Annotated in this window: 20 protein-coding genes; 14 read left to right on the top strand and 6 right to left on the bottom strand. The window is 69.1% G+C overall.

Features of this window, described 5'->3' with window-relative positions; translation table 11 throughout:
- The first annotated feature begins 636 nt into the window (after positions 1-636).
- Positions 637-1,260 (top strand): LuxR family transcriptional regulator, encoded by a 624-nt coding sequence (locus N6L27_RS20625; protein ID WP_271909317.1) that lies wholly within the window; start codon positions 637-639, stop codon positions 1,258-1,260.
- A gap of 287 nt (positions 1,261-1,547) precedes the next feature.
- Here N6L27_RS20625 and N6L27_RS20620 read toward each other — a convergent pair whose 3' ends face one another.
- Entirely contained in the window at positions 1,548-2,789 is a 1,242-nt protein-coding gene (locus N6L27_RS20620; protein ID WP_271909316.1) for a glycosyltransferase family 4 protein, read from the bottom strand.
- 138 nt (positions 2,790-2,927) lie between these two features.
- Here N6L27_RS20620 and rfbC point away from each other — a divergent pair, with 138 nt between their 5' ends.
- The 5 genes from rfbC to rfbA all read left to right on the top strand — a co-directional run bounded on the left by rfbC (position 2,928) and on the right by rfbA (position 6,882).
- Positions 2,928-3,482: a dTDP-4-dehydrorhamnose 3,5-epimerase gene (gene rfbC, locus N6L27_RS20615; RefSeq protein ID WP_271909315.1), complete on the top strand. Its 555-nt coding sequence runs from the start codon at positions 2,928-2,930 to the stop codon at positions 3,480-3,482.
- 32 nt (positions 3,483-3,514) lie between these two features.
- Positions 3,515-4,567, top strand: a complete 1,053-nt coding sequence (rfbB, locus tag N6L27_RS20610; protein WP_271909314.1) for a dTDP-glucose 4,6-dehydratase — start codon at positions 3,515-3,517, stop codon at positions 4,565-4,567.
- Between the two features lie 127 nt (positions 4,568-4,694).
- Positions 4,695-5,168 carry a metal-dependent hydrolase gene (locus tag N6L27_RS20605; RefSeq protein ID WP_271909313.1) on the top strand — a complete coding sequence of 158 codons (474 nt, stop codon included), beginning with the start codon at positions 4,695-4,697 and terminating at the stop codon, positions 5,166-5,168.
- Positions 5,165-6,013 (top strand): dTDP-4-dehydrorhamnose reductase, encoded by an 849-nt coding sequence (gene rfbD, locus N6L27_RS20600; protein ID WP_271909312.1) that lies wholly within the window; start codon positions 5,165-5,167, stop codon positions 6,011-6,013. Before N6L27_RS20605 ends, rfbD begins: the two co-directional genes overlap by 4 nt.
- On the top strand, positions 6,010-6,882 hold the full coding sequence (gene rfbA / locus N6L27_RS20595; RefSeq protein ID WP_271909311.1) for a glucose-1-phosphate thymidylyltransferase RfbA: 873 nt from the start codon (positions 6,010-6,012) through the stop codon (positions 6,880-6,882). Before rfbD ends, rfbA begins: the two co-directional genes overlap by 4 nt.
- Before the next feature lie 149 nt (positions 6,883-7,031).
- On the opposite strand, the gene N6L27_RS20590 is transcribed toward rfbA, so the two are convergent.
- Entirely contained in the window at positions 7,032-8,150 is a 1,119-nt protein-coding gene (locus N6L27_RS20590; protein ID WP_271909310.1) for a polysaccharide biosynthesis/export family protein, read from the bottom strand.
- A gap of 96 nt (positions 8,151-8,246) precedes the next feature.
- Between N6L27_RS20590 and N6L27_RS20585 the strand changes: the two genes are divergently transcribed.
- From N6L27_RS20585 to N6L27_RS20575, 3 genes are all read left to right on the top strand, one after another.
- Complete coding sequence (locus N6L27_RS20585) at positions 8,247-9,143, top strand: NAD-dependent epimerase/dehydratase family protein (protein ID WP_271909309.1); 897 nt, start codon at positions 8,247-8,249, stop codon at positions 9,141-9,143.
- 52 nt (positions 9,144-9,195) lie between these two features.
- A complete protein-coding gene (locus N6L27_RS20580) occupies positions 9,196-9,807 on the top strand; it encodes a sugar transferase (protein WP_271909308.1) in 612 nt (203 codons plus the stop codon).
- Positions 9,808-10,052: 245 nt separating this feature from the next.
- A complete protein-coding gene (locus N6L27_RS20575; protein ID WP_271909307.1) occupies positions 10,053-11,933 on the top strand; it encodes a polysaccharide biosynthesis protein in 1,881 nt (626 codons plus the stop codon).
- Positions 11,934-11,970: 37 nt separating this feature from the next.
- On the opposite strand, the gene N6L27_RS20570 is transcribed toward N6L27_RS20575, so the two are convergent.
- The 4 genes from N6L27_RS20570 to N6L27_RS20555 are packed head-to-tail and all read right to left on the bottom strand — an operon-like array spanning position 11,971 to position 15,412.
- Positions 11,971-13,170, bottom strand: a complete 1,200-nt coding sequence (locus N6L27_RS20570; protein ID WP_271909306.1) for a DegT/DnrJ/EryC1/StrS family aminotransferase — start codon at positions 13,168-13,170, stop codon at positions 11,971-11,973.
- Positions 13,171-13,182: 12 nt separating this feature from the next.
- Complete coding sequence (locus N6L27_RS20565) at positions 13,183-13,869, bottom strand: PIG-L deacetylase family protein (protein WP_271909305.1); 687 nt, start codon at positions 13,867-13,869, stop codon at positions 13,183-13,185.
- Positions 13,866-14,783 carry a methionyl-tRNA formyltransferase gene (locus tag N6L27_RS20560; protein ID WP_271909304.1) on the bottom strand — a complete coding sequence of 306 codons (918 nt, stop codon included), beginning with the start codon at positions 14,781-14,783 and terminating at the stop codon, positions 13,866-13,868. The genes N6L27_RS20565 and N6L27_RS20560 overlap by 4 nt, the downstream gene beginning before the upstream one ends.
- A complete protein-coding gene (locus N6L27_RS20555; protein ID WP_271909303.1) occupies positions 14,780-15,412 on the bottom strand; it encodes a sugar transferase in 633 nt (210 codons plus the stop codon). Before N6L27_RS20555 ends, N6L27_RS20560 begins: the two co-directional genes overlap by 4 nt.
- Positions 15,413-15,687: 275 nt before the next feature.
- Between N6L27_RS20555 and N6L27_RS20550 the strand changes: the two genes are divergently transcribed.
- The 5 genes from N6L27_RS20550 (at position 15,688) to N6L27_RS20530 (ending at position 22,749) form a co-directional block, all read left to right on the top strand.
- Entirely contained in the window at positions 15,688-16,935 is a 1,248-nt protein-coding gene (locus N6L27_RS20550) for a polysaccharide biosynthesis/export family protein (RefSeq protein ID WP_271909302.1), read from the top strand.
- Positions 16,936-17,394: 459 nt separating this feature from the next.
- Complete coding sequence (locus tag N6L27_RS20545) at positions 17,395-19,464, top strand: polysaccharide biosynthesis protein (RefSeq protein WP_271909301.1); 2,070 nt, start codon at positions 17,395-17,397, stop codon at positions 19,462-19,464.
- Positions 19,461-20,654 carry a glycosyltransferase family 4 protein gene (locus tag N6L27_RS20540; RefSeq protein ID WP_271909300.1) on the top strand — a complete coding sequence of 398 codons (1,194 nt, stop codon included), beginning with the start codon at positions 19,461-19,463 and terminating at the stop codon, positions 20,652-20,654. Before N6L27_RS20545 ends, N6L27_RS20540 begins: the two co-directional genes overlap by 4 nt.
- Positions 20,651-21,070: a GtrA family protein gene (locus N6L27_RS20535; RefSeq protein WP_271909299.1), complete on the top strand. Its 420-nt coding sequence runs from the start codon at positions 20,651-20,653 to the stop codon at positions 21,068-21,070. Before N6L27_RS20540 ends, N6L27_RS20535 begins: the two co-directional genes overlap by 4 nt.
- On the top strand, positions 21,067-22,749 hold the full coding sequence (locus N6L27_RS20530; protein ID WP_271909298.1) for a hypothetical protein: 1,683 nt from the start codon (positions 21,067-21,069) through the stop codon (positions 22,747-22,749). The genes N6L27_RS20535 and N6L27_RS20530 overlap by 4 nt, the downstream gene beginning before the upstream one ends.
- Positions 22,750-22,760 lie beyond the last annotated feature (11 nt).

Here is a 22,760-nt window from a genome sequence, read left to right as displayed (position 1 = left end):
AAGGCAGGGCGGGGCAGGCGGCCGCGGGCAAAATACCACCATGGGGGTAGCCGGAGCGGGCGGATACGGCGAATCGTTGAAATCACAGGTTGTTTTGGCGGCAATGCCAAATCTCTTAAAATTGTAGAAACCGGATTGGAAACACAGCGTTTCCACCTTGGGCACACTGCCAAGGGTGTAGGGCCGCCCGGGCGGATCGCGTGAAAAAACAGCCGGATAGGGACAGCCGCCCGGCGCCGTGCCGCCGCGGCCGGGCAAAAAGCACTGCGCCTGGAGGGGAAGTTTCTTAACAATAAAGGATAGATTCGCTACGGTTTATCCACAGCAATGCGCATCAGAAGTGTTTGAAGGCCTGTGCGCGCGGTCTGGCCCGGGGTGTTTTCCCGGGCGTGTTCTGTATTTATCACGATCCGGAAACGGCGGCGCGGGGGTGCTGCCGGGGCCCAGGCGGCAGCAAGCAGGCGGTATATGTTCCGGGGGGCGGCAGCGCATTGCCAGTCCGGCGGTCTGCGGGGGCAGGCCCGCCGCAAAAGCACGCTCCAGGGGGACGGGCCGGATCAGGGATCCGGCATGTTACGAGTAAAGGAGTTTTGGATGCCTGTTCACGTTGTGGGGGAAAGCAGGCTTCTCAGGGACATGTTTCTGACCATCTGTGAAGCAAATGACTATGAGACCGGGCGCTGCTGCGGCGCCCTGGCGGAATTGCCGCCGCTGAGCGCACAGGACATGGTGCTGTGCTACAGCCATGCCGCGGGCGCGGAGCTGCAGGAGGAGCTGCAGGCCTTCCGCATCCGCAACGGCGCGGTGCCGCTGATCCTGATCACCGGCGACGGCTGCCCGGTCTCCGCCCAGCGGCAGCTCAGCCGCTATGCCGAGGCAGTCATCCCGGAGCGCAAATCGGCCGGCGCGCTGATCGCGGCGCTGCAGGTGGTGCAGGACGGCTACCGCATCGTGCTGCCCGGGGCGCCGGAGGGGCAGAACGGAACCGGGCCGGAGCAGCCGGCCGGGGCGGAACCGCAAGGGATGGGCGCACCCGCCGGGCCAATGCCGCGGCACGGGCTGTCGGACCGCGAGCAGCTGATCCTGGCCAAGCTCACGGAGGGCGCCACCAACAAGAGCATCGCCAACGAGCTGGGGATCTGCGAGGCGACGGTGAAAGTGCATCTGCGCACCTGCTTCCGCAAGATCGGCGCCAAGAACCGCACCCAGGCCGCGCTCTGGGCCTCCGGGCAGCTGCCGCCGCCGGAGCCGCGCCACTGACCGCGCAGGCCGGGGAGGAGCGCAGGATCAGGCACAAGGACAGGCGCCCCGGCCCGGAAAGGGCTGCAGGCGCTGCTTGCCGGATGCAGGCGGGGCCGGGGCCCGCCGCATCCGGCCGGTGCGCAAAAGTTTTCACGAGCCTTGGGGGCTGCCACGCGGCGCTTGTGTGCTGAGAAGGCCTTGAGCGGCGGATCTGCTGCTCAAGACGCTCTGCCTGCTGGCGGCACGCCTGCACAGAGCCTGATCCGCCGTGCTTCCGGCTGCAGGTTCAGTCTCCGTGCCTCCGGCTAGACTTTAATTCTCCGCGCCTCCGGCACGAGCGCATTGATCTGCGCGATATGCTCCGGCAGGCAGCGGGTCAGGAAATCGTATTTTTCCACCACATGGGCGCGGGCACCGGGGCCGATATGGGCATATTCACCGGGATTGGCCAGCACATCGGCAACCTGATCCGCCAGTGCTTCCGGGCTGAAGAAATCGACCAGGAGCCCGGTCTCGCCATGGGTGATCGCCTCGCGCACGGGATCGACATCCGCCGCCACCACCGTGGCCTGCATCGCCATCGATTCCAGCAAGGACCAGCTGAGCACGAAAGGCATCGTCAGATAGATATGGCAGCGGCTGATCTGGATGATCCGGGTCAGATCGTCATACGGCACCTTGCCGAGGAAATGCACCCGGCTCCAGTCGACGCTATCGCCCAGCTCATCCTCCATCTCGCCGCGCAATCCGCCGGGGTGCTTGCTCTCGGCGCCATAGGAGGTCTCGCTGCCGCCGATCATCAGGATGCGGGCATCGGGGCGCTGCGCCTGGATCCGCGGCAGCGCGCGCATCATGATGTGGAAGCCGCGGGCGCGCTCCATGTTGCGGGCAATATAGGTCACCACCTCGTCGCCGCGGGTGAGGGGGTGTTGCAGCCGCCCCAGGCTGACCGAGGCGCCGGGGTCGGGTGTCAGCCTGTCGGTGCGGATGCCGTCATGGCAGAGATACATGCGGTCGCGGAAACTGGCCGGAAACCGGTCGCGCTGCCAGGCGGTGGGCACATGGCCCAGATCCACCTGCTCGATGCTGGCATACGGCACGGTGTTGCGCGCCTCGGCAAAGAAATAGGCCTGGTCGTTGGCCGGGGTTTCCGGGTCAAACCCGACCAGCCCGCCGGTGGTGCGGTAGAAATACTCGAAGAAACCGATCACCGGCACATCCGGATAGGGGTCCTTCATGAACAAAAGCTCGCCCCAGCCGGTGTGGCCGATGATGATGTCGGGGGTGAAGCCCTGCGCCTTCAGCTCGCGCGCCGCCAGCGCCGCGCCAAGGCCGGAGCCGGACGCCGCCTCCCAGTCCTTGGAGAGCCCGAAGGCATCCTTGGCAGGGGTGCGGAAGGGCTTGTAGACCACGGTTCTGATGCCCGGCAGCTGCACCCCCTGGCGCTGGGTCAGAAAGACGATTTCATGGCCGCCTTGCGCCGCCAGCCAGGGCGCCAGTTCGCGGTACTGGCCGGGCATGTTCTGATGCACAAACAAAATCTTCATGGGGCCATGCTTGCCGGGGCGGGGCAGGGGATGCAAGCGCGGGCGCGCGGCGGGCGGAGTTCTGCCTCGGCTGTTGCCCTGCCGCCAGCGCGGGGCTAGGAGTGGGCGCAGATTTGGATGCGGTGATGCGAGGACGGAATGCAGGTTGAGGAAACAGGTCTGCCAGGGCTGAAGGTGCTGACCCCGGCACGGTTCGGCGATGCGCGGGGGTTCTTCAGCGAAAGCTGGAACAAGCGGCGGATGCAGGAGGCGGGGATCGATCTGGATTTCGTGCAGGACAACCATTCGGTCTCGGCGGAAACCGGCACCCTGCGCGGCCTGCATTTCCAGTCGCCGCCCCATGCCCAGGACAAGCTGGTGCGCTGCGGCCGCGGCGCGCTGTTTGATGTGGCGGTGGATATCCGCAAGGGGTCGCCATCTTACGGCCAGTGGTTCGGCATTGAGCTCAGCGCGGAAAACGGCAAGCAGGTGCTGGTGCCCAAGGGCTTCCTGCACGGGTTTATCACCCGGGCGCCCGGTACCGAGGTGGTCTATAAATGCACCGATTACTACGCGCCGGAGTGCGACGGGGCGGTAGCCTGGGACAGCTGCGGCATTGACTGGGAGTTCGAGGGCAGCCCGGTGCTGTCTGAGAAAGACGCCGCGGCGCCGCGGCTGGCGGATTTCGACAGCCCCTTTGTCTGGGAAGGATAAGACATGAAGATTCTCGCAACCGGAGGTGCGGTATGAAACTCCTCGTGACCGGCGGCGCCGGCTTTATCGGGTCCGCCGTGGTGCGGCTGGCCATCGCCCGCGGCCATCAGGTGGTCAATCTGGACGCGCTCACCTATGCGGCCTGCCTGGACAATGTGGCGGAAGCGGCTGAAAGCCCGGACTATGCGTTTGAGCAGTGCGACATCCGCGACCGCGCCGCATTAGACACTGTTTTTGAGCGCCATGCCCCGGATGCGGTGATGCATCTGGCGGCCGAAAGCCATGTGGACCGCTCAATCGACGGGCCGGGCGATTTCATCGAGACCAATATCACCGGCACCTTCAACATGCTGGAGGCGGCGCGCAAGCATTGGACCCAGGCGGGCAAGCCGGACACTTTCCGCTTCCACCATATCTCAACGGACGAGGTCTACGGCTCGCTGCCTGCCGACCCGTCGGTGCAGTTCACGGAAGACACATCCTACGATCCGCGCTCGCCCTATTCTGCCAGCAAGGCCGCCAGCGACCATCTGGTGCGCGCCTGGGCCGAGACCTACGGGCTGCCGGTGGTGCTGACCAACTGCTCCAACAACTACGGGCCCTATCACTTCCCCGAAAAGCTCATTCCGGTGGTGATCCTGAATGCGCTGGCGGGCAAGGAACTGCCGATCTACGGCGACGGCTCCAACGTGCGCGACTGGCTCTATGTCGAAGACCACGCCGATGCGCTGCTCCTGGTGGTGCAGCAGGGCGCGTTGGGCCGCTCCTACAATATCGGCGGCGAGAACGAGCGGTCGAACCTGGAGCTGGTCAATACGCTGTGTGAAATCCTGGACCAGAAGCGCCCGCGCGCGGACGGCAAGTCCTACAAGGATCAGATCACCTTTGTCACCGACCGCCCGGGCCATGATGCGCGCTATGCCATCGATCCCAGCCGCATCCGCGAAGAACTGGGCTGGCGCCCCTCGGTGACGGTTGAGGAAGGGCTGGAGAAAACCGTGCAGTGGTATCTCGACAACGAGCCCTGGTGGCGCGCCCTGCAGGGGCGCGACGGGGTTGGCCAGCGGCTGGGCACCGGAAAGTGAAGGCGGATATGCCGCTGAGGGCTGCTTCCGGCCGCGGGTGGGGGAGAAGCCCCCGCCCGGGGGGGCGGCCGCCGGGGGCTGCCCGGCGATGCCGCCGGGCGGTACTTTGCCTTAATCGCACTTCTTCATGCTGACTGCGCATCTGCCGTCCGGCTATGTGCTGGCACGGCTGGCGCCTGAGGGGCACCGGCTTTTGCTGCCGGCCGCCCTGATTGGCGCGGTGCTGCCGGATTTCGACATGCTGTGGTTTTACCTCGTGGATCAGGGCAGCATTCATCATCACCGCTACTGGGTGCATGTGCCTGCTTTCTGGGCCCTGGTTGCGGCTCTGGCATTGCCGGTTCTGGCTCTGCGGGCCCGCGCCCTGCTGGCCCCGGGGCTGGTGTTTTTTGCCGCCCTCTTTTTGCATCTGGTGCTGGACACCATCGGCGGCGGCATCCTGTGGGGGGCGCCGTTCAATGACCGCCTTTATACGCTGGTGGAAGTGCCCGCGAGCCAGCCCCATTGGGTGCTTTCCTTCCTGCTGCACTGGACCTTTCTGCTGGAACTGGGCATCTGGGCTTCAGCCTTGTATCTGTGGCGCAAAGGGAGGCGCATATGATCCTAGTATTCGGCAAGACCGGCCAGCTGGCCCGCGAACTGGCGGCGGATGAAACCGTCACCTGCCTGGGCCGCGATCAGGCGGATCTGAGCAACCCGGCAGCCTGTGCCGCGGCCATCCGGCAGGCGGCGCCTGAGGCGGTGATCAATGCCGCCGCCTATACGGCTGTGGACAAGGCCGAGAGCGAAGAGGCGCTGGCCGGCGTGATCAACGGCGCAGCCCCCGGCGCGATGGCGGCGGCCTGTGCGGAACTGGGCATTCCTTTTGTCACCGTCTCCACCGACTACGTCTTTGACGGCAGCGGCACAGCCCCCTGGCAGCCGGGGGATGCCCCCGCGCCGGTGAACGCCTATGGCCGCTCCAAGCTGGCAGGCGAGGAGCTGGTGCGCGCCGCGGGCGGGGGTCATGCGGTGCTGCGCACCTCCTGGGTGGTCTCGAGCCACGGGAACAACTTCGTCAAAACCATGCTTCGCTTAGGGAAAGAGCGCGAGCGGCTGACCATCGTTGCCGATCAGACCGGCGCGCCGACACCGGCGCGGGACATCGCGGCGGCCTGCCTTGCGATGGCACGGCAGCTGATGGAGGACCCGGGCAAATCCGGCACCTATCATTTTGCGGGCGCGCCCCAGACCAGCTGGGCGGATTTCGCGCGCGAAATCTTTGCCCGGGCGGATGTGGCGTGCGCGGTGGAGGACATCCCCACCTCCGCCTATCCGACGCCGGCGGCGCGGCCCCTGAACTCACGGCTTGATTGCGCCGCATTAGACACTGTTTTTGGCATCCCGCAGCCGGACTGGCGGCTGGGATTGAATGATATTCTGAAGGATTTGGGAGAATTGGCATGACGGCACGTAAGGGCATCATCCTGGCTGGCGGCTCCGGCACCCGGCTCTATCCGATCACCATGGCGGTCTCCAAGCAGCTGCTGCCGCTCTATGACAAGCCGATGATCTACTATCCGCTGTCTGTCCTGATGCTGGCGGGCATCCGCGAGATCTGCGTGATCACCACGCCGCAGGACCAGGAGCAGTTCATCCGTCTCCTGGGCGACGGCAGCCAGTGGGGGGTGGAGCTTACTTACGTGGTGCAGCCCTCGCCCGACGGGCTGGCGCAGGCGTTCATCCTGGCGGAAGACTTCCTGGCAGGCGCCCCCTCGGCGCTGGTGCTGGGCGACAATATCTTCTTTGGCCACGGGCTGCCGGACCTCCTGGCGGCGGCGGACAGCCATGCGGCGGGCGGCACCGTCTTCGGCTATCACGTGGCCGATCCGGAACGCTATGGCGTGGTGGATTTCGACGCGGATGGCAAGGCGCGCGAGATCATCGAGAAGCCGCCGGTGCCGCCGTCGAACTATGCTGTGACGGGGCTGTATTTCCTGGATGGCAGCGCGCCGGAGCGGGCGCGCCGGGTCAAGCCCAGCCCGCGCGGCGAGCTGGAGATCACCGACCTTCTGCAGATGTATCTGGAAGAGGGGGCCTTGCGGGTCGAGACCATGGGCCGCGGCTATGCCTGGCTGGACACCGGCACCCATGGCTCGCTCTTGGATGCGGGCAACTTTGTGCGCACGCTGGAAAAACGCCAGGGGCTGCAGACCGGCTGCCTGGAGGAGATCGCCTATGAGCAGGGCTGGATCGATACCGCAGCGCTGGAGGCGCGGGCCGAGCTGTTCAAGAAGAACAGCTATGGCGCCTATCTGAAAGGGCTGCTGAAGTAAGCCTGCCTGAGTGAGCCGGCCTGTCAGGCCGGCTTGGAAGAGCTGACGGAAAGGCCTTGAAGGGCGGCTGCGCCTTCAAGGCCTTTTTCATTTCGTTCAGGCTGTCCGCAGCAAGGAGGCGCGGGGGCGGAAGACCTTAGGGTCAGCCCCTATTCGATCACCCCGGCGCGGCTGAAGACGCCGAAGAAATTGCCGAAGATGTTGGAGATGGTCAGCACGTCGTTGACCGGCGATTCCGTCGCCATCACCAGGTCGCCCGGGTTGATCTGGAACTGGCGCGCCGAGAACAGCCCGTCGGCAGAGGTCAGATCAAGCGAGAACACCACCCGCTGCTGGCGCGGCCCGCGCACGCCGGGCGCAATGGCCGACGCAGGGTATTCGCGCAGCACCAGGAGCCCTTTGGGATCGGCCTTGCCGTCCTGGAAACCGCCTGCCACAGACATTGCGTCCATCGCCGACATCTCGTCCTTGGAGAAGATATGCAGGTCTTCCTCGCCGGTGGCGCCGAAGGAGAGGAAATAGCGCTCGTCCTCCTCGACGAACACCCGGTCGCCGCCGCGCAGCAGGGTGTCGAGGCGCGGATTGTTCAGGAGATTGTCGACCGAGGTGCCGTAGATGCGCTGGCCGCGCACCAGCCGGATCTGCGGGTTGTTCAGCCCGGCGCTGATGCCGCCGCCCGCCGAAATCAGCCCCATCACCGTGTAGTTGCGGTCGGGCATCGGATAGGTGCCGGGCTGGGCAACGCCGGAGACCAGATCCACCGAATTGCCGCGCCCCTCGGCCATCGCCAGCTGCACCTGCGCTGACGGCACCACCGGCTCCAGCGCCTCCTGCAGTTTGCGGCGCGCCAGGTCCGGGGTCAGCCCGTTCACGTTCACATCGCCCACATAGGGCATGAAAATGGAGCCGTTGGCGGCCACTTTCATGTCCTGCAGCTGCACCATCTTCTGGTCGAGCGAGGTCAGCAGCGAGTTGTCGTTGCTGTCCCAGATGCTGAGGGACAGGAGATCGCCGGGCTGGATGATCTGGGTGCGGGCGCCCTGGTGGGCGTGCAGCCAGCTCAAGTGCTCCTGCTTGCCGGTCGGCGGCCAGGCGGCCACCGTCGGCAGCAGCGCCCGGTTCACCTTGTAGAGCGCGAAATTGGCATCCGCTTCGCCCGATTCCTTCAGGATCTCCTCGCTGGCCGGGGCGCCGCCGGGCAGGCGGGAGCAGGCCGCAGGCAGCAATGCGATGCCGAGAGCGGCAATCAGCAGGGGAATCTTGCGCATGGAGCCTCTTTTCCAAAAACGGCTTGATTTTTAACCTATGCAAGATACTGCGGTAGGTGAGGCCGTCAATAACAACAGAAGCAGACGAGGCACAGTATGAACATTCCAGCCACACTGGTGATGGGCTCCTCGGGGCGTATCGGCCAATTGCTGCGGCTGAGCTGGCCGCGCAGTGCAGAGCTGGTCTGGCAGGCGCGCTGCCCGCCCCCGGGGCTGGCGCCGGAGGCGGTGTGGGACTTCGACTGGCGCATCCTGGACCCGATGGCGGACCCGGACGGGCTGGCGCGGGCGGCGCGCGGTGCGCAGGCGGTCCTGTGCCTGGCCGGCGTGGTGCCGGGGTCGCGGCGCAACCAGCCCCTGTCGGACAATGTGGACCTGGCGCTGGCCGCGGTCCATGCGGCAGCGCGGGCGGGCGGCGGCGCCCGGGTGATCCTGACCTCCTCTGCGGCCGTCTACGGCAGCCAGCCGGGGCTGCTGGATGAAGACAGCGCCCTGCAGCCGGCCAGCGGCTACGGCCGCGCCAAGGCGGAGATGGAAATGAAGGCGGCGGCGCTGGCGGCGGAGCTGGGGGTGCAGGTGACGGCGCTCAGGATCGGCAATATCGCCGGGCTGGATGCTGCCCTGGGCGGCTGGCGGCCGGGCTTCCGGCTGGACCGCTTTCCCTGCGGCCGCACCCCGCGGCGCAGCTATATCGGCGCCCGGGCGCTGGCGCGGGTGCTGGCGGCGCTGACGGCGGCGCCGGAGCTGCCGCCGGTTCTGAACGTGGCGCAGCCGGGCACCGTGGCGATGGGCGAGCTGCTGCAGGCGGCCGGGCTGCCCTTTGACCTGCAGGCGGCGCCGGAAGCGGCCATTCCCGATGTGCAGCTGGATGTGTCGCGGCTGATGCGCCTGCTGCCGGCGGAGGTGCCGCTGGAGCCGGGCAATGCCGGCGAGATGGCTTCGGAATGGACGCCGCTTGCGCCGCATCTGCATCTCCCGGCGCCGCTCAGCTGAGCCGCCTCTGACCGCCTGCCGCCGAAACCGCATGTAAGGAAGTGCTGCCCGGATGACCTGGCGCAAACGGATTTTCGACCTGTTCTTCGCATCCCTGCTGATTGTGATCCTGGGCCCCGTCCTGCTGCTGCTGCTGCTGTGGCTGTTGTGCAAGGAGGGGCGGCCGCTGTTTTACGCGGGCGAGCGGATGAAGGGGGTGGACCAGCCGTTCCGGCTCTGGAAGCTCAGGACGATGACGGTGGTGGCGCGCGATTCCGGCGTCTCCGGCGGCGAAAAGTCGGCCCGCATCACCCCGACCGGCGCCTGGCTGCGCTCCAAGCGGCTGGATGAGTTTCCGCAGCTGTGGAACATCCTCAAGGGCGATATCTCCTTTGTCGGGCCGCGCCCGCCCCTGCGCCAGTATACCGAGGCGCATCCGGAGCTTTATGCCCAGGTGCTGAAGTCGCGCCCCGGCGTCACCGGCCTGGCCTCGATCGTCTATCACAAGCATGAGGCGGCGCTGCTGGCCCGCTGCCGCAGCACCGCGCAGACCGATGCCGTCTACTCCCGGCTCTGCGTGCCGGCCAAGGCGCGCCTGGACCTGATCTACCAGCGCCATCAGAGCATGTGCTTTGATTTCGACATCGTGTTCCAGACCATTGGCAATATCTTCCGCCGGGACTAGGGTCGGGACATCAGGAGATCGCCTTGGGGTTGTGCGGCCCGGCGGGTTTCCGCCGCCGGACGGTTTGCGGGACAGGAGAATCCGGTTATGATTGAAACTGTGTTTTATGGGCCGCGCACCGGGTTTCAGCGCATCGGAGCCGTGTTTGATTTACCTTTTTCTGCTATCCGCCAGCGGGGGGCTGCGCGCGGGCGGCAGCGGACAATAACAGGGCAGGAAATGCGGGCATCCGAGGGCAGGCAGGCATGTACAATCTGATCAGCGCGCTGTCGCGCAAACAGAAATCCTGCGTCTTCCTGGCGGTGGATCTGGCGCTGCTGCCGCTGGCGCTGCTGTTCACCCTGGCGGTGCAGCCGCTGCCGGAGCCGCCGCTGGCCATCCTGGCGCAGCTGCTGCCGCTGCTGCCCTATGCGGTTGCCGCCGCCGCCGCGCTGGCCCTGTGGCTGGGGCTGCCGCATGTGCAGCTCAACGCCTATGAACGCCATGCCGCGGCGCAAAGCGCGCTGATGGCGGGGGGCAGCGCGCTGGCGCTGGCCGGGCTCACGGCCGTCTTCGGGCCGCCGCTGGGGCCGGGCACCCATGCGGTGTTTGCGATCTGCTATTTCCTGTCGATGGCAGCGGCCCGCGCCGCGATGCTGCAGCTGGTGCTGATGATCTACCGCCGCGCCAGACCGCGCTGCCGGGTGCTGATCTACGGGGCCGGCAATACCGGCACCCAGCTGGCGCAGGCGCTGAAGGCGCATGACGGCATCGACCCGGTGGCCTTTGCCGATGACAATTCCTCGCTGCAGGGGCTGACGCTGGTCGGTCTGCCGGTGTTCGCGCCGTCGCGGATTGCCGGAATCGTCGAGGCGCGCGGCATCCGCCGGGTGCTCCTGGCGATGCCCTCGCAAAGCCAGCCGCGCCAGGCGCAGATCACCCTGGGACTGCAGAAGCTGGGGCTGGAGGTGCAGGCGCTGCCCTCCTTTGCCCAGCTCATTGGCGAGGAGGCGCTGGTCGACAAGCTGACGCCGGTGGCGCCGCAGGCCTTCCTGGGCCGGGCGGCGCGGGATGTGCCGCTGCAGGAGGCGGCCGGGTCCTATCAGGGCAAATCGGTTCTGGTTTCCGGCGCCGGCGGCTCGATCGGCTCGGAGCTGTGCCGCCAGGTGCTGGCCTGCCGCCCGTCGAAACTGGTGCTGTTTGAGCTCAGCGAACTGGCGCTCTATACCGTGCTGCAGGAACTGGGGCCGCTGGCGGCCGATGCGGGGATCGCCCTGGTGCCGGTCCTGGGTTCGGTCACCGACCCGCGCCAGGTGCGGATGGTGCTGGACCGCCACAAGGTGCAGGTGGTGCTGCATGCGGCCGCCTACAAGCATGTGCCGCTGGTCGAGGCGAACCCGCTGCCGGGACTGGCAAACAATGTCTTCGGCACCCGGACCCTGGCGCGCGCTGCGGCGCGAGCAGGCGTCGAGCGGTTCATTCTGATTTCCTCGGACAAGGCGGTGAACCCGGCCAATGTGATGGGCGCCTCCAAGCGGCTGGCAGAGCTGATTGTGCAGGATCTGGCCACCCGTCATGGGCACAGCACCGTGTTCACCATGGTGCGCTTCGGCAATGTGCTGGGGTCCAGCGGCTCTGTGGTGCCGCTGTTTCAGGAGCAGGTCAGCCGCGGCGGCCCGGTCACGGTGACCGACCCGGATGTGAAGCGTTTCTTCATGACCATCAGCGAGGCGGTGCAGCTGGTGCTGCAGGCGGGCGACATGGCCCAGGGCGGCGAGGTCTTCGTGCTGGATATGGGCACGCCGGTGCCGATCCTGCAGCTGGCCCGCCAGGTGATCGAAAGCGCCGGCCGCAGCGTGCGCGACGCGGACAATCCGGACGGTGATATCGGCATCGAGATCATCGGCCTGCGCCCCGGCGAGAAGATGGAGGAGGAGCTGACCCTGACCGGGGAGCTGGTCCATACCCGCCACCAGAAGATTTTCTGCGCCCGCGAAACCGTGCTGTCGGAGATCGAGGTCGCGGGCTTCCTGCGCAGCCTGCGCCAGGCGGTGGCCGCGGGCGACGAGGCGGCGGCGCTGCAGGTGGTGGCGCATTGGGTCGAGGGGTTCCGCCAGCGCCCGGATGCGGCGCGCCAGGGTCTCTGAACCCGGCGCCGGCGGCGCTGAGGCCGCCCGCCGCGGTTCAGCCGCCGGTGCCTGCCGCCGGACGGCGTCGGCTGCGGGCTTCGGCACGGGCTGCCACCTGCTGCACGCAATGCGCCAGACGGTGGGTGTCTTCCAGGCTCCAGCCCGGATCAACCAGAAAGGCAAGGCTGGTTTCACCCAGCTCGCGGGCATTGGGCAGCGGATGGTCCGGCCCCAGGCCGCGGCTGCGGAACACGCCTTCGCGGTAGATCTCGGAGCAGCTGCCGGAAAAGGCGGGAAAGCCCGCCGCATTGATCTCTGCCAGGATGCGGTCGCGCGACCAGCCCGGCGCCAGCGCTTCGGGGCGCACAAAGGCATAGAAGCGGTAATAGGCATGGGTGATCCCGGGCGGCGGCAGCGGCACCCGGAAGAGGCTGCAGGGGCTGAGCGCCACCGCCAGCAGCTGCGCATTGGCGGTGCGCTGCGCCCGCCACTGGTCCAGCCGCCTGAGCTGCACCCGGCCGATTGCCGCGGCCGGGCCCGCCATCCGCAGGTTGGTGCCGGGCGCGGCGCTGTGCAGCCAGCGGAAGCCGGGCGGGTGGCTGCGGTTGAACACGGTGTCATAGTCCTTGCCATGGTCCTTGTGGCTCCAGGCGCGGGACCAGAGCTCCTCATCGCTGGTCAGCAGCAGGCCCCCCTCGCCGCCGGTTGACAGGATCTTGTCCTGGCAGAAGGAGAACGAGCCGAAATCGCCGAAGGTGCCCGCATGGCGCGGCCCGATCATCGCGCCATGGGCCTGGGCGCAGTCCTCGATCACCCACAGCCCATGGGCGCGGGCCAGATCCATGACCGCCTTCATGTCGCAGGGCCAGCCGCCCAGATGCACCGGCAGGATGCCGCGGGTGCGCGGCGTGATCAGCGGCGCGATGGTTGCGGCGGTGATGTTCTGGCTGTCGCGGTCGATATCGGCAAACACCGGCACCCCGCCCGCCATCAGCACCGCGCTGGCGGAGGCGATGAAGCTGCGCGGGGTGACGATCACCTCGTCGCCGGGCTGCAGCTCCAGCGCCCTGAGCGCGCAGTCCAGCGTCACCGTGCCATTGGCCATGGCAATGGCATGGGCGGCGCCGGTATAGGCGCAGTAATCGCGCTCGAAATCCCCCACATCCGGCCCGGTCCAGGCGTTCACCTTGCCCGAGCGCAGCACCGCCGCGGCGGCGGCGATCTGCTCCTCATCGTAAATCGGCCATTGCTGCATGGCGCGTCCCCCTCACACAACCAGTCTCACCAGTACAAATCCTTCGGCAGCGGGGCGGTGGATCGTTGCCCCGCGCAACGTGGCCAGTGCCCGCAGGCTTTCCGGCGCGCGCTCATGCGGCGCCCTGCGGCACTGGCTTTCAAACAGCCGGAACGCCTCCAGCTTGCGCTCCAGCGCATCGCCGCTGATGTCCACAAACAGGTTCGGGACAAAGGGCGGTGTCAGATAGGGCGCGTTCCAATTGGTCTCCGACAGCGTTTCATAGGCCGCCACCATCGCCGGATAGGCGGGCTGATGCGGGCGGCAGGCGACCAGCGAGGACAGGAAGCTCAGCTGGTGGTCGAGATGAATGTCGCCGGGATGCGGCGCCAGCACCAGCGACGGCGCCAGCGCCTGCACCAGCGCGCTGAGCGCGCCGTTCAGCGCCCCGTGCGGCTGTTCTGCCAGCTCCGCGGCCGGAAACCCCAGCCAATGGGTCCGGGCCACCCCCAGATGGGCATGGGCGGCCTCGGCCTCGCGGCACACGGTATCGATCTGCGCGGCGCCAAAGATCTCTTCGCGGCCGCGGGTGACGATGGCCGCATGCACCTGGCGCCCCATCGCGGCCAGCCGGGCGATGGTGCCGCCCGCCCCCAGCACCTCGTCATCCGGATGCGGTGCCACAACCAGCACCGGTCCGTCTCCTGCCAGCAGGGTCATGGCGCGCGCCCTCCCAGCTTGCCGTGCAGCGGCGGCGGCGCCTCCGCCCCGGACCATTCCAGGATATCAAGGCAGGCGCCGTCGCCGCAGGCCACGGTGAAATGGCGGCCCTCCACCGCCTGCACCTGGCCGGGCAGGCCGATGTAATAGTCCTGACGCAGGCAATGGCGCACCCCGGTCAGCACCAGCGGCGCGCCGTCCGGGGTTTCGGTGAAGGCGCCGGGGTAGGGCGGGCCGCAGGCGCGGATCAGCCGGTGGATCTCTGCCGCGGGCCGGGTCCAGTCAATGCGCCCGTCCTCCGGGCGGCGGCGGGCGCAGAGGCTGGCGCCCTCTGCAGGCTGGGGCACCGAGGGCATTTCGCCCCGGGCAATCCGCTCCAGCAGCGGCGGCAGCATCTGTTCCAGCGCCGCCAGCGCCTGGTCATAGAGGCCCCGCGCGGTGATGCTGTCCGGGTCGATCGCATAGCGGGCCTGGGCGGCAACCGGGCCGTCGTCGGTGCCCCCGCCGAGCCAGAACAGGGTCGCGCCGGCCTCGCGGCAGCCCAGCAGGATGGTCCAGGGGATCACCCCGCGGCCGCGCAGCCGGGGCAGCGCCGCCGGGTGGAAGCCAAGGCAGCCGCGCCGCGCCAGCGCCCGGAACTCCGCGCTGCAGAGCTGCGACCAGCCGATCACCAGAATGAGGTCCGGCGCGATGGCGCGGATCGCCGCCAGGGTTGCGGGGTCCTCGCTGCGGGCGGTGTGGTGCAGCGCCACGCCGTAGCGCGCCGCCAAGGGCGCCAGATCGGCGTAATCGGAATGCCGGGCGGCCAGCTGCGGCGGCAGGGTCACGGCCAGGGCCGGGGCATGGCCCGCGGCGCAGATTGCCTGCAGCGCCCGGGCCGATCCTTCCACCGCGCCGACAAAAACCGTCTTCATGCCGGCACCTCCTGTCCGCAGCCCAGCCCCAGTCCCGGCTCCTGGGCCTGCAGCCAGCGGGCGGCCGCCGCCAGCCGCCGCGGCCTGCGGCGCTCGCCGCCCAGGGCCACGCCGATGGTTTCGCCGAGGATGCGCAGGTCCAGCGCCGCAGAGCGGTGATGCACATACCACAGGTCCAGCTGCAGCTTCTCGCGGTCCGCCAGCAGGGTGTTGCCGCTGACCTGGGCCCAGCCGGTGAGCCCGGGGCGCAGCTGCCCGCGCCGCCGCCCGGCCTCGCCAAAGGCGGCGATGGTCTCCGGCAGCAGCGGCCGCGGCCCCACCAGCGCCATCCGGCCGCGCAGGATCAGCGCCAGCTGCGGCAGCTCGTCCAGCCGCAGGCGGCGGATCAGTGCGGTGATCCGGGTCTGGCGCGCCGCATCCGGCAGCAGCGCGCCCTGCGCATCGCAGGTGCTGTGCATGCTGCGCAGCTTGACCAGGCGGAACGGCACCCCGTTCCGGCCCGCCCGGACCTGGCTGAAGAACAGCGGCCGCCCGAGCAGCACCAGCACCGCGCCGCAGGCCAGCACGAAAAAGGGCATGAGCAGCATGCCCGCGATGACGCATATGAGAATTTCCAGCAGCCTGTGCATGGCAGCAACCACATCCGGATGGAACGGCCCGGAAACGGGAGCCGGGATGCAGGCGGCAGGCCTTCAGAAACGCCAGGCCCCCCTCCCGCCGTTTTGCAAAATACTGCAAAGACGGTAGCCCGGCTTGCGGGGCAGTCAAATGCGGCCGCTGCCGGGGTCTCTTGGAGCCTTTTGCGGCTCTGCATTGCCGTTTGCCGGAAATGCGCCATGGTTATCATGGGCCTTCGGGGCCGGCGCGCTGTGGCGCCGGGCGGGGCAGACGCGGGAGAGAGAACATGACAGGGATCCGGCATGGGCTGACCGGGCTGCTCCTGGTGCTGGCGCTGCTGGCCGGGGCGGCGGCCACGGCGGTGCGGGCGCAGGGCTACCGGCTGCAGCCGCAGGATGAGATCCTGCTCCGGGCGCTGCGCTGGGACATGGACAAGGCCGCCTACCTGCAATGGGAGGGGGTGTCGGGGGAATATACCCTGGAGCCCGACGGCACGCTTCTGGTGCCGCTGGCCGGGCAGGTGGAGGCGGCCGGGCAGACACCGGCCGGGCTGGCGGAGCAGCTGGCGCTGATCCTGCGGCGCAGCATCGGCATGGCGGAGCCGCCGCATATCTCGATCGGGGTGACCGGCCATCTGCCGGTCTATGTGCTGGGCGATGCGGCCGCCCCCGGCGCCTATCCGTTCCGCCCGGGCCTGACGGCGCAGCAGGCGCTGGCGCTGGCAGGCGGGCTGCTGCGGCTGCCGCTGCAGGACAGCGCCGGCAACAGCCTGCAGCCGCTGCGGCTGCAGGGAGAGGTCCGGCTGCTCAGCGGCCAGATCGCGGCGCTGGAGGAGGAGCGGCGGCGGCTGGCCGCAGACCTGCAGGCGCTGTCGGATCCCGGCAGCGGTGCGGCGCCGGATGCGGGCGCGCCGCCCTCCGGCCTCGAAGCCGATATCCTGGCGGCGGCGCAGGCGGCGCGGACGGCGCAGGGCAGCCGGATCCGCGACCTGCAGCAGGTGCTGCGCCAGCAGATCAGCCATCTGACCGCGCAGATCACTCTGCGCGACAAGCAGATCGCCCTGACCGAAGAGGAGCTGGAAACCGCCAGCAGCCTGCGCGAGCGCGGCCTGACGGTCAGCGCCCGGGTGTCCTCGCTGACCACCGCGCTCAATGACCTGGAGGCCAAGCGGCTGGACCTGGAGATCGCCCGGCTGACCGCCCGCCAGCAGCTGAACCGCGCCGAGCGCGATGCGCTGGAGCTGACCGGTGACGCCCGCTCGCAGAATCTGGTGCGCCTCAATGAGGTGGAGCAGGACATCGCGGGCCTCAGCACCCGGCTGGCCACCGCCCGGCTGCTGCATGCCGAAGCGCTGGCCGCAGGCCTGCCCGCGGGCCCGGATGCAGGCCAGGGCGGCGGTGAATCCGTGGTCAGCTACCGGATCATCCGCCCCGGCGGCGCGGCGCCCGGAGCGGCCGGGCCGCAGTCCCTGCTGCAGCCCGGCGACACGCTGGAGGTCAGCCGCAGCTTCCGCTGGCCGCAGCCCGGGCAATAGCGGCAGGGGCGCCCGAATCAGCCCGGCACAGGTCCAGAGCCGCGGGCCGGGAGGTGCCGGGCCTGCCGGCAAGACTGCTGATAATCCTGTGGAAAACCTGTGCATAATTTGCCGCCGCCCGGATATTTTTTGCTGCCCGCGGAACCTGTGCTATGGTTAACGGGGGGAAATAAACCGGGGGACTTCCTTATCAGCCGTTAGGCTCAGGATGTGCCGCAGGCGGGGTTCGTGTTGTTGAACCGTGATCCGGCGGCACGCTTGCGGATAGGGAGCGGCGTTCCGGGCTGCCTGTGCAGCCGGGCGCATGACATTTTTGCCGGCCTTTTGCTGTGCCGTGTTTGCCAGAGGCAAAAATACTCACCTGAAACAACCGGAACCCCGGGGCGGGCAGCCGTGTGAGTGACCAGTGTTGCTGGAGTTTTGAGTATGCCGGGGTATGGGTTTTCTTTTTCCGGGAATGTGACAGAGGCCAAGGGGCTGGCTGGCGGCCTGGCCGGGTGGCTGGGCCGTGCTAGGAAACAGATGGCGGCGGAGCTGAAGGCCAACCGCCGCCTGGTGGCCGGCGATCTGCTGGCCGCTGTTCTGGCGGCCGTCCTGGCCGGTCTCCTGGCCTACGGGCTGGCGCCGCCTGCGGTGCGGGGGCCGGGTCCCGGCCCGCTGCTGGCCAGCCTGGCGGCGCTGTCGGGACTGGCTGCTGCGGCGGTGTTCCCGCTGGCCGGCTTTTACCGGCGCCACACCAAGTCGACCTCGCTGCGCGATATCGCCACCGTGCTCAAGGGCGCGCTGCTGGCGGTGGCGGGCACTGCCGCGCTGGCGGCGCTGCTGCCCGCGGCCGCTGCCATCCCGCTGCTGCTCCATCTCATCCAGTTCCTGCTGCTGGTGCCTGCGCTCTGCACGCTGCGGGTGGCGGCGCGGCGGCGCGAGTTCATCCGGCGCCGCCAGCGGCTGCAGGCCCGCGAAGAGGAACGCATCCCGATCCTGCTGGCCGGCACCGGCACCAGCTGCGACCTGTTCCTGCGCTCGCTGCGCCACACCGGCTCGCGCTACCATCCGGTCGGCATCATCGATGATGCCCGCAACACCGAAGGCCTCTATTTCCACGACGTGCAGATCACCGGCTCGCTGCGCGACCCCGCAGGGGTGATCGCCTGGCTCGAGGGTCTGAACCTGCTGCCGCAGCGGCTGCTGCTGACCGAACCGGTCACCCATTTCGACAGCGAGGGCATTGCCCGGCTGGTCAAATGGTGCGAGGCGCATGGCATTGCGGTGTCGCGGCTGGCGGGGCTTGATGAGATCGAGAGCGGCACCGGCGGCCGCCGGGCGCGGCTCAAGGATGTGGCGCCCGAGGATATCCTGGACCGGCCCCAGACCGCGGTGGAACGCTCGCGGCTGCGCCAGCTGCTGGCCGGGCGGCGGGTGCTGGTCACCGGCGCCGGCGGCTCGATCGGCTCGGAGCTGTGCCGCCAGATCGCGTCGTTCAAGCCGGCCGAGCTGGTGATGTTCGATCACTGCGAGCTGAACGCCTATACCATCGGCATGGATCTGGATCAGAACTTCCCCGAAGTGCCGCGCCGGATCTATGTCGGCAGCATCCGCGATGCGGCGCGGGTGGAGGCGGTGTTTGCCCGCCACCGCCCCGAGCTGGTGTTCAATGCCGCCGCCCTGAAACATGTGCCGCTGGTCGAGCAGAACCCCTGCGAAGGCGTGCTGACCAATGTGATCGGCACCCGCAACGTGGCGGATGCGGCGCGCAGCTGCGGCGCCATCGCCATGGTGCAGATCTCCACCGACAAGGCGGTGAACACCACCAATGTGATGGGCGCCACCAAACGGGTGGCGGAATTCTATGTGCAGGCGCAGGACCGGGTCACCAATGAGACCGGCGAGGACACCCGCTTCTTCTCGGTGCGCTTCGGCAATGTGCTGGGCTCCTCCGGCTCGCTGATCCCGCTGTTCCAGCGGCAGATCTCGGCGGGCGGCCCGCTGACCGTGACCGACCCGCGGATGGAGCGTTATTTCATGACCATCCGCGAGGCGGTGCAGCTGACGCTGGTCGCCGCCGCCAGCGGCCTGGCGCTGGAGATGAGCCACGGCGAGATCTTCGTCCTGGACATGGGGCGGCCGGTCAAGATCACCGATCTGGCAGAGCGGATGATCCGGCTCGCCGGGCGCACCCCGCATGAGGACATCAAGATCAAGTTCATCGGCCCGCGGCCTGGTGAAAAGCTGTTCGAGGAGCTGTTCGACGCCAGTGAGGAACGCCGCGACCCCGGCATTCCAGGGATCAGCGCGGCGCGCCCCGACGGGGTGCCGATTTCCCGGCTCCGGGCGATGATCCTGAAGCTGGAGCAGGCCGCCCGCGCAGGCCGCAGCAGCGCGGTCCGCGCATTGCTGCAGGACCTGGTGCCGGGCTACAGCAATCCGCCGCCGCTGCCGCCGAAATCCGGCCCGCGGCGGCGCACCGGCACGCTGCCCTCGGTGCCGGCCGCGCCGGGCGCCGGCCGCCGCCGCCGCGAGGCGCGGCAATGACCCGGCAGCGGCGCGCGGTGGTGATCGGCAGCCTCGGCTATTCGCTGGTCAATTTCCGGCTCGACCTAATGCGGCGGCTGCAGGCCAACGGCTATGCGGTGCTGGCGCTGGCGGCGCAGATCGATGCCGCCACTGCCGCGGTGCTGGAGGCTGAGGGCATCGCCTGGCAGGAGATCCCGCTGGAGCGCACCGGCACCAGCCCGCTGCGCGACCTGGCCTGCCTGCGGGCGGTCTGGGCGGTCCTGCGGCAGCAGCGGCCGGAACTGGTGCTGGCCTATACGATGAAGCCGATCCTGTACGGCTGCCTGGCCGCACAGCTGGCCGGTGTGCCGCGCCGCTATGCGCTGTTCACCGGGCTTGGCTACGGCTTCATGGAGGCCCGGCCGCACGGGCGGCGGCGGCGGGTGCGCGCCGTTGCGGTGCTGCTGCACCGGCTGGCGCTGCGGCGGCTGACCGCGGCCTTCTGCTACAACAGCGCCGACCGCGCCGACATCCGCCGCTTCCGGCTGATCCCGCCGCAGGTGCCGCTGCATGATGTGCCCGGCTCCGGCGTCGACACCGCGCGGTTTGCGCCTGCGCCGCTGCCCGCCGGGCCGCAGCAGTTCCTGTTTGCGGGGCGGCTGCTGCGCAGCAAGGGGCTGGAGGTGCTGGCCGCCGCCGCCCGGATCCTGCGGCAGAAGCAGCTGAGTTTCCGCCTGCAGGTGCTGGGCGGTGCCGACAGCAACCCCGATGCCATTGATCCGCAGCAGCTGGCCCGCTGGCAGGCGGAGGGGCTGATGGAACAGGCCGGCTTCACCCGCGATGTGCGCCCCTGGCTGCAGGGCTGCAGCGTCTTTGTGCTGCCGACCCGGCTGCGCGAGGGCATTCCGCGCTCGATCCTTGAGGCGATGGCCTCGGGGCGGGCGGTGATCACCACCGATGCGCCCGGCTGCGGCGAGACCCTGGGCGGCGCCGCCGGGCTGACGGTGCCGCAGAACGACCCCGAAGCGCTGGCGGCGGCAATGGAGGCCTTCATCCGCACCCCCGCGCTGGCCCGCCGGATGGGGGCGGCGGCGCGGGACCGGGCCTGCCGTGTCTATGATGTGCACCGCGTCAACCATCTGCTGATGCAGCATATGGGAATCGAGCCTGCGGCCGCTCCCGGGGCGCCTGCCGCAGTGCTGCACCCGCCCGGGCTGGCGGCGCTATGATGCGGGCGCGGGCCCTGCCGCGGCCGCCGCCGCGGGCGCGGATGCTGCGCTTCCTGCTGGCGGGGCTGGCCAATACCGCCTTCGGCTATGGCGTCTATGCGCTGGGGCTGAGTGCAGGCCTGCCGCCGCAGGCGGCGCTGGCGGGGCAGTTCGCCCTCGGCATCCTGTGGAATTACATGCTGCATGCGCGGCTGGTGTTCGGGGTTTCGGGCTATGGCCGGCTGCCGCCCTACGCACTGGCCTATGCCGTGGCTTACGGGTTCAACGCGGGGCTCTTGCAGCTGCTGCTGAGCGCGGGCGCCGGGCCCTATGCGGCCCAGGCGCTGGCGCTGGCGCCGGCCGCGGCGCTCACCTTTGTGCTGGTGTCCCTGGCACTGGGAGTGCCGCCCCGGGCCGCGGGGAGGCGGCGGCGGTGAGCCTGCTGGAGGCACCGGGCGCAAGCCGCACCGCAGGGCCTGCCGCCGGGCCTGTGTCCGGAGGGCAGGCCAGGACGCGCCTGCGGGGTGTGCTGGCAGGGCTGGCGGCAGCGCTGCTGCTGGCAGGGCTGTTCGGGCGGCTGATGGCCTATGGGCTGCGCCGGGACGAGACGCTTTATGTGCCGCCCGCCGCGCTGCTGCCGGAGCTGCAGCTCTACCGCGATATGTTCTACAACCACGTGCCGGACAGCGCCTGGCTGTTCTGGGGCTTTCACCAGCTGTCCGGCGGCTTCGGCCTGCTTGGCGCGGCACGGCTGGCGGTGTTCTGCGCCTGGCTGCTGCTCCTGGCAGGCGCCGCCTGGGCCGGCTGGCGGCTGGGGCGCTCCAGGGCGCTGGCGCTGCTGCTGCCGCTGATGCTGATCACCTGCACGCCCCTGCTGACCCAGGCCGGAATGAGCGCCACCAACAACCTGCTGCCGCTGCCCTTTGCGCTCTGGGGGCTGGGGCTGTTCGTGCAGGAGACGCTGAAGCCGGAGCCGGGCCGCGCGGGCCTGCTGCTGTCCGGGCTGTGCCTGTCGCTGGCAGCGGGCATGAAAGCCAGCGCCGTGGTCTTCATCCCGCCGGCGGCGGTCGGCGCCTTTTTCCTGCCCGCCGCGCTGCCGCTGCGCCGCCGGCTGCGGCAGGTGGTGCTGCCGCTTTATGGAGGCGGGATCCTGGGGGCGCTGCCGCTGTTCTGGTACCTGCTGCGCGATCCCGCCAGCTTCCTGGCCCATGTGGCGGGGTTCCACACCGGGCCGCACAAGGCCTACTGGCTGGACCATGCGGCGGCGGAACCGGGGCTGGCGTTGGGGCTGGGTGCGCGGCTGCAGCTGGCGCAGGAGACCTGGCTGTCCGGCAGCGCGCTGGTGCTGGCGCTGCTGCTGGCCTGCTGCCTGTGGGCCGCGCCGCGGGGCAGCACCCGCAGGACCCCGCCGCAGGGCGGCGGCCAGATCCTGGTGCTGGGGGCCGCGCTGGTCCTGGCGGCGGCGATGAGCCTGCTGCCGGCGCCGGGCTTTGTGCAGTATTATATTCCGCCGCTGGCGGTTCTGGTGCTGCTGGCGGCGCTGCTGTGGCGGCGGCTGGAGGCGCCGGTGCAGGCCGGGCTGCTGCCGCTTCTGGGCGGCGCGGCACTGGTCTGCCTGGCGCTGGGAGCGCCGCGGCTGGGCGGCGGCCTGGCGGCGCTGGCCCGGCCCGGGGAATTTGCCGGGGCAAAGGCCGTGCGCGGCGGCGCCGCGCTGCGCCAGGCGCTGGCCCGCGCAGGCGCGCCGGAAGGGCCCATCGCCACCTTCATGCCGGTCTACCCGCTGGAGGCCGGACTGCCGGTATATGCGGAATTTGCCACCGGGCAGTTTGCTTACCGGATTTCGCCCTATTTGAAAGAAGAGCTGCGGCGCCATTACCGGATGGCGGGGCCTGAGGATCTGGAGGCGCTGTTTGCCGCCGATCCGCCCGCTGCCCTGCTGCTGGGCTACGCGCCGGAGCTGGAGAAACCGCTGCTGGCCTATGCGCTGGCACGGGGCTGCCGCAGGATCCCGGCCGGGGAGAGGCCGGAAGAAGGGCAAAAAGAAGGGCCGGGGGATCTGGCCAACAGATACGGCACCGGACAGCTGTTCCTGTGCCCGCCGCACAAGCAGCCGTGAAGCTGCAGCGG

The organism is Leisingera sp. SS27 (genome assembly GCF_028368855.1).
In the GTDB taxonomy this organism is placed as follows: Bacteria; Pseudomonadota; Alphaproteobacteria; order Rhodobacterales; family Rhodobacteraceae; genus Leisingera.
This window is presented reverse-complemented; position numbering and strand designations above follow the sequence as displayed.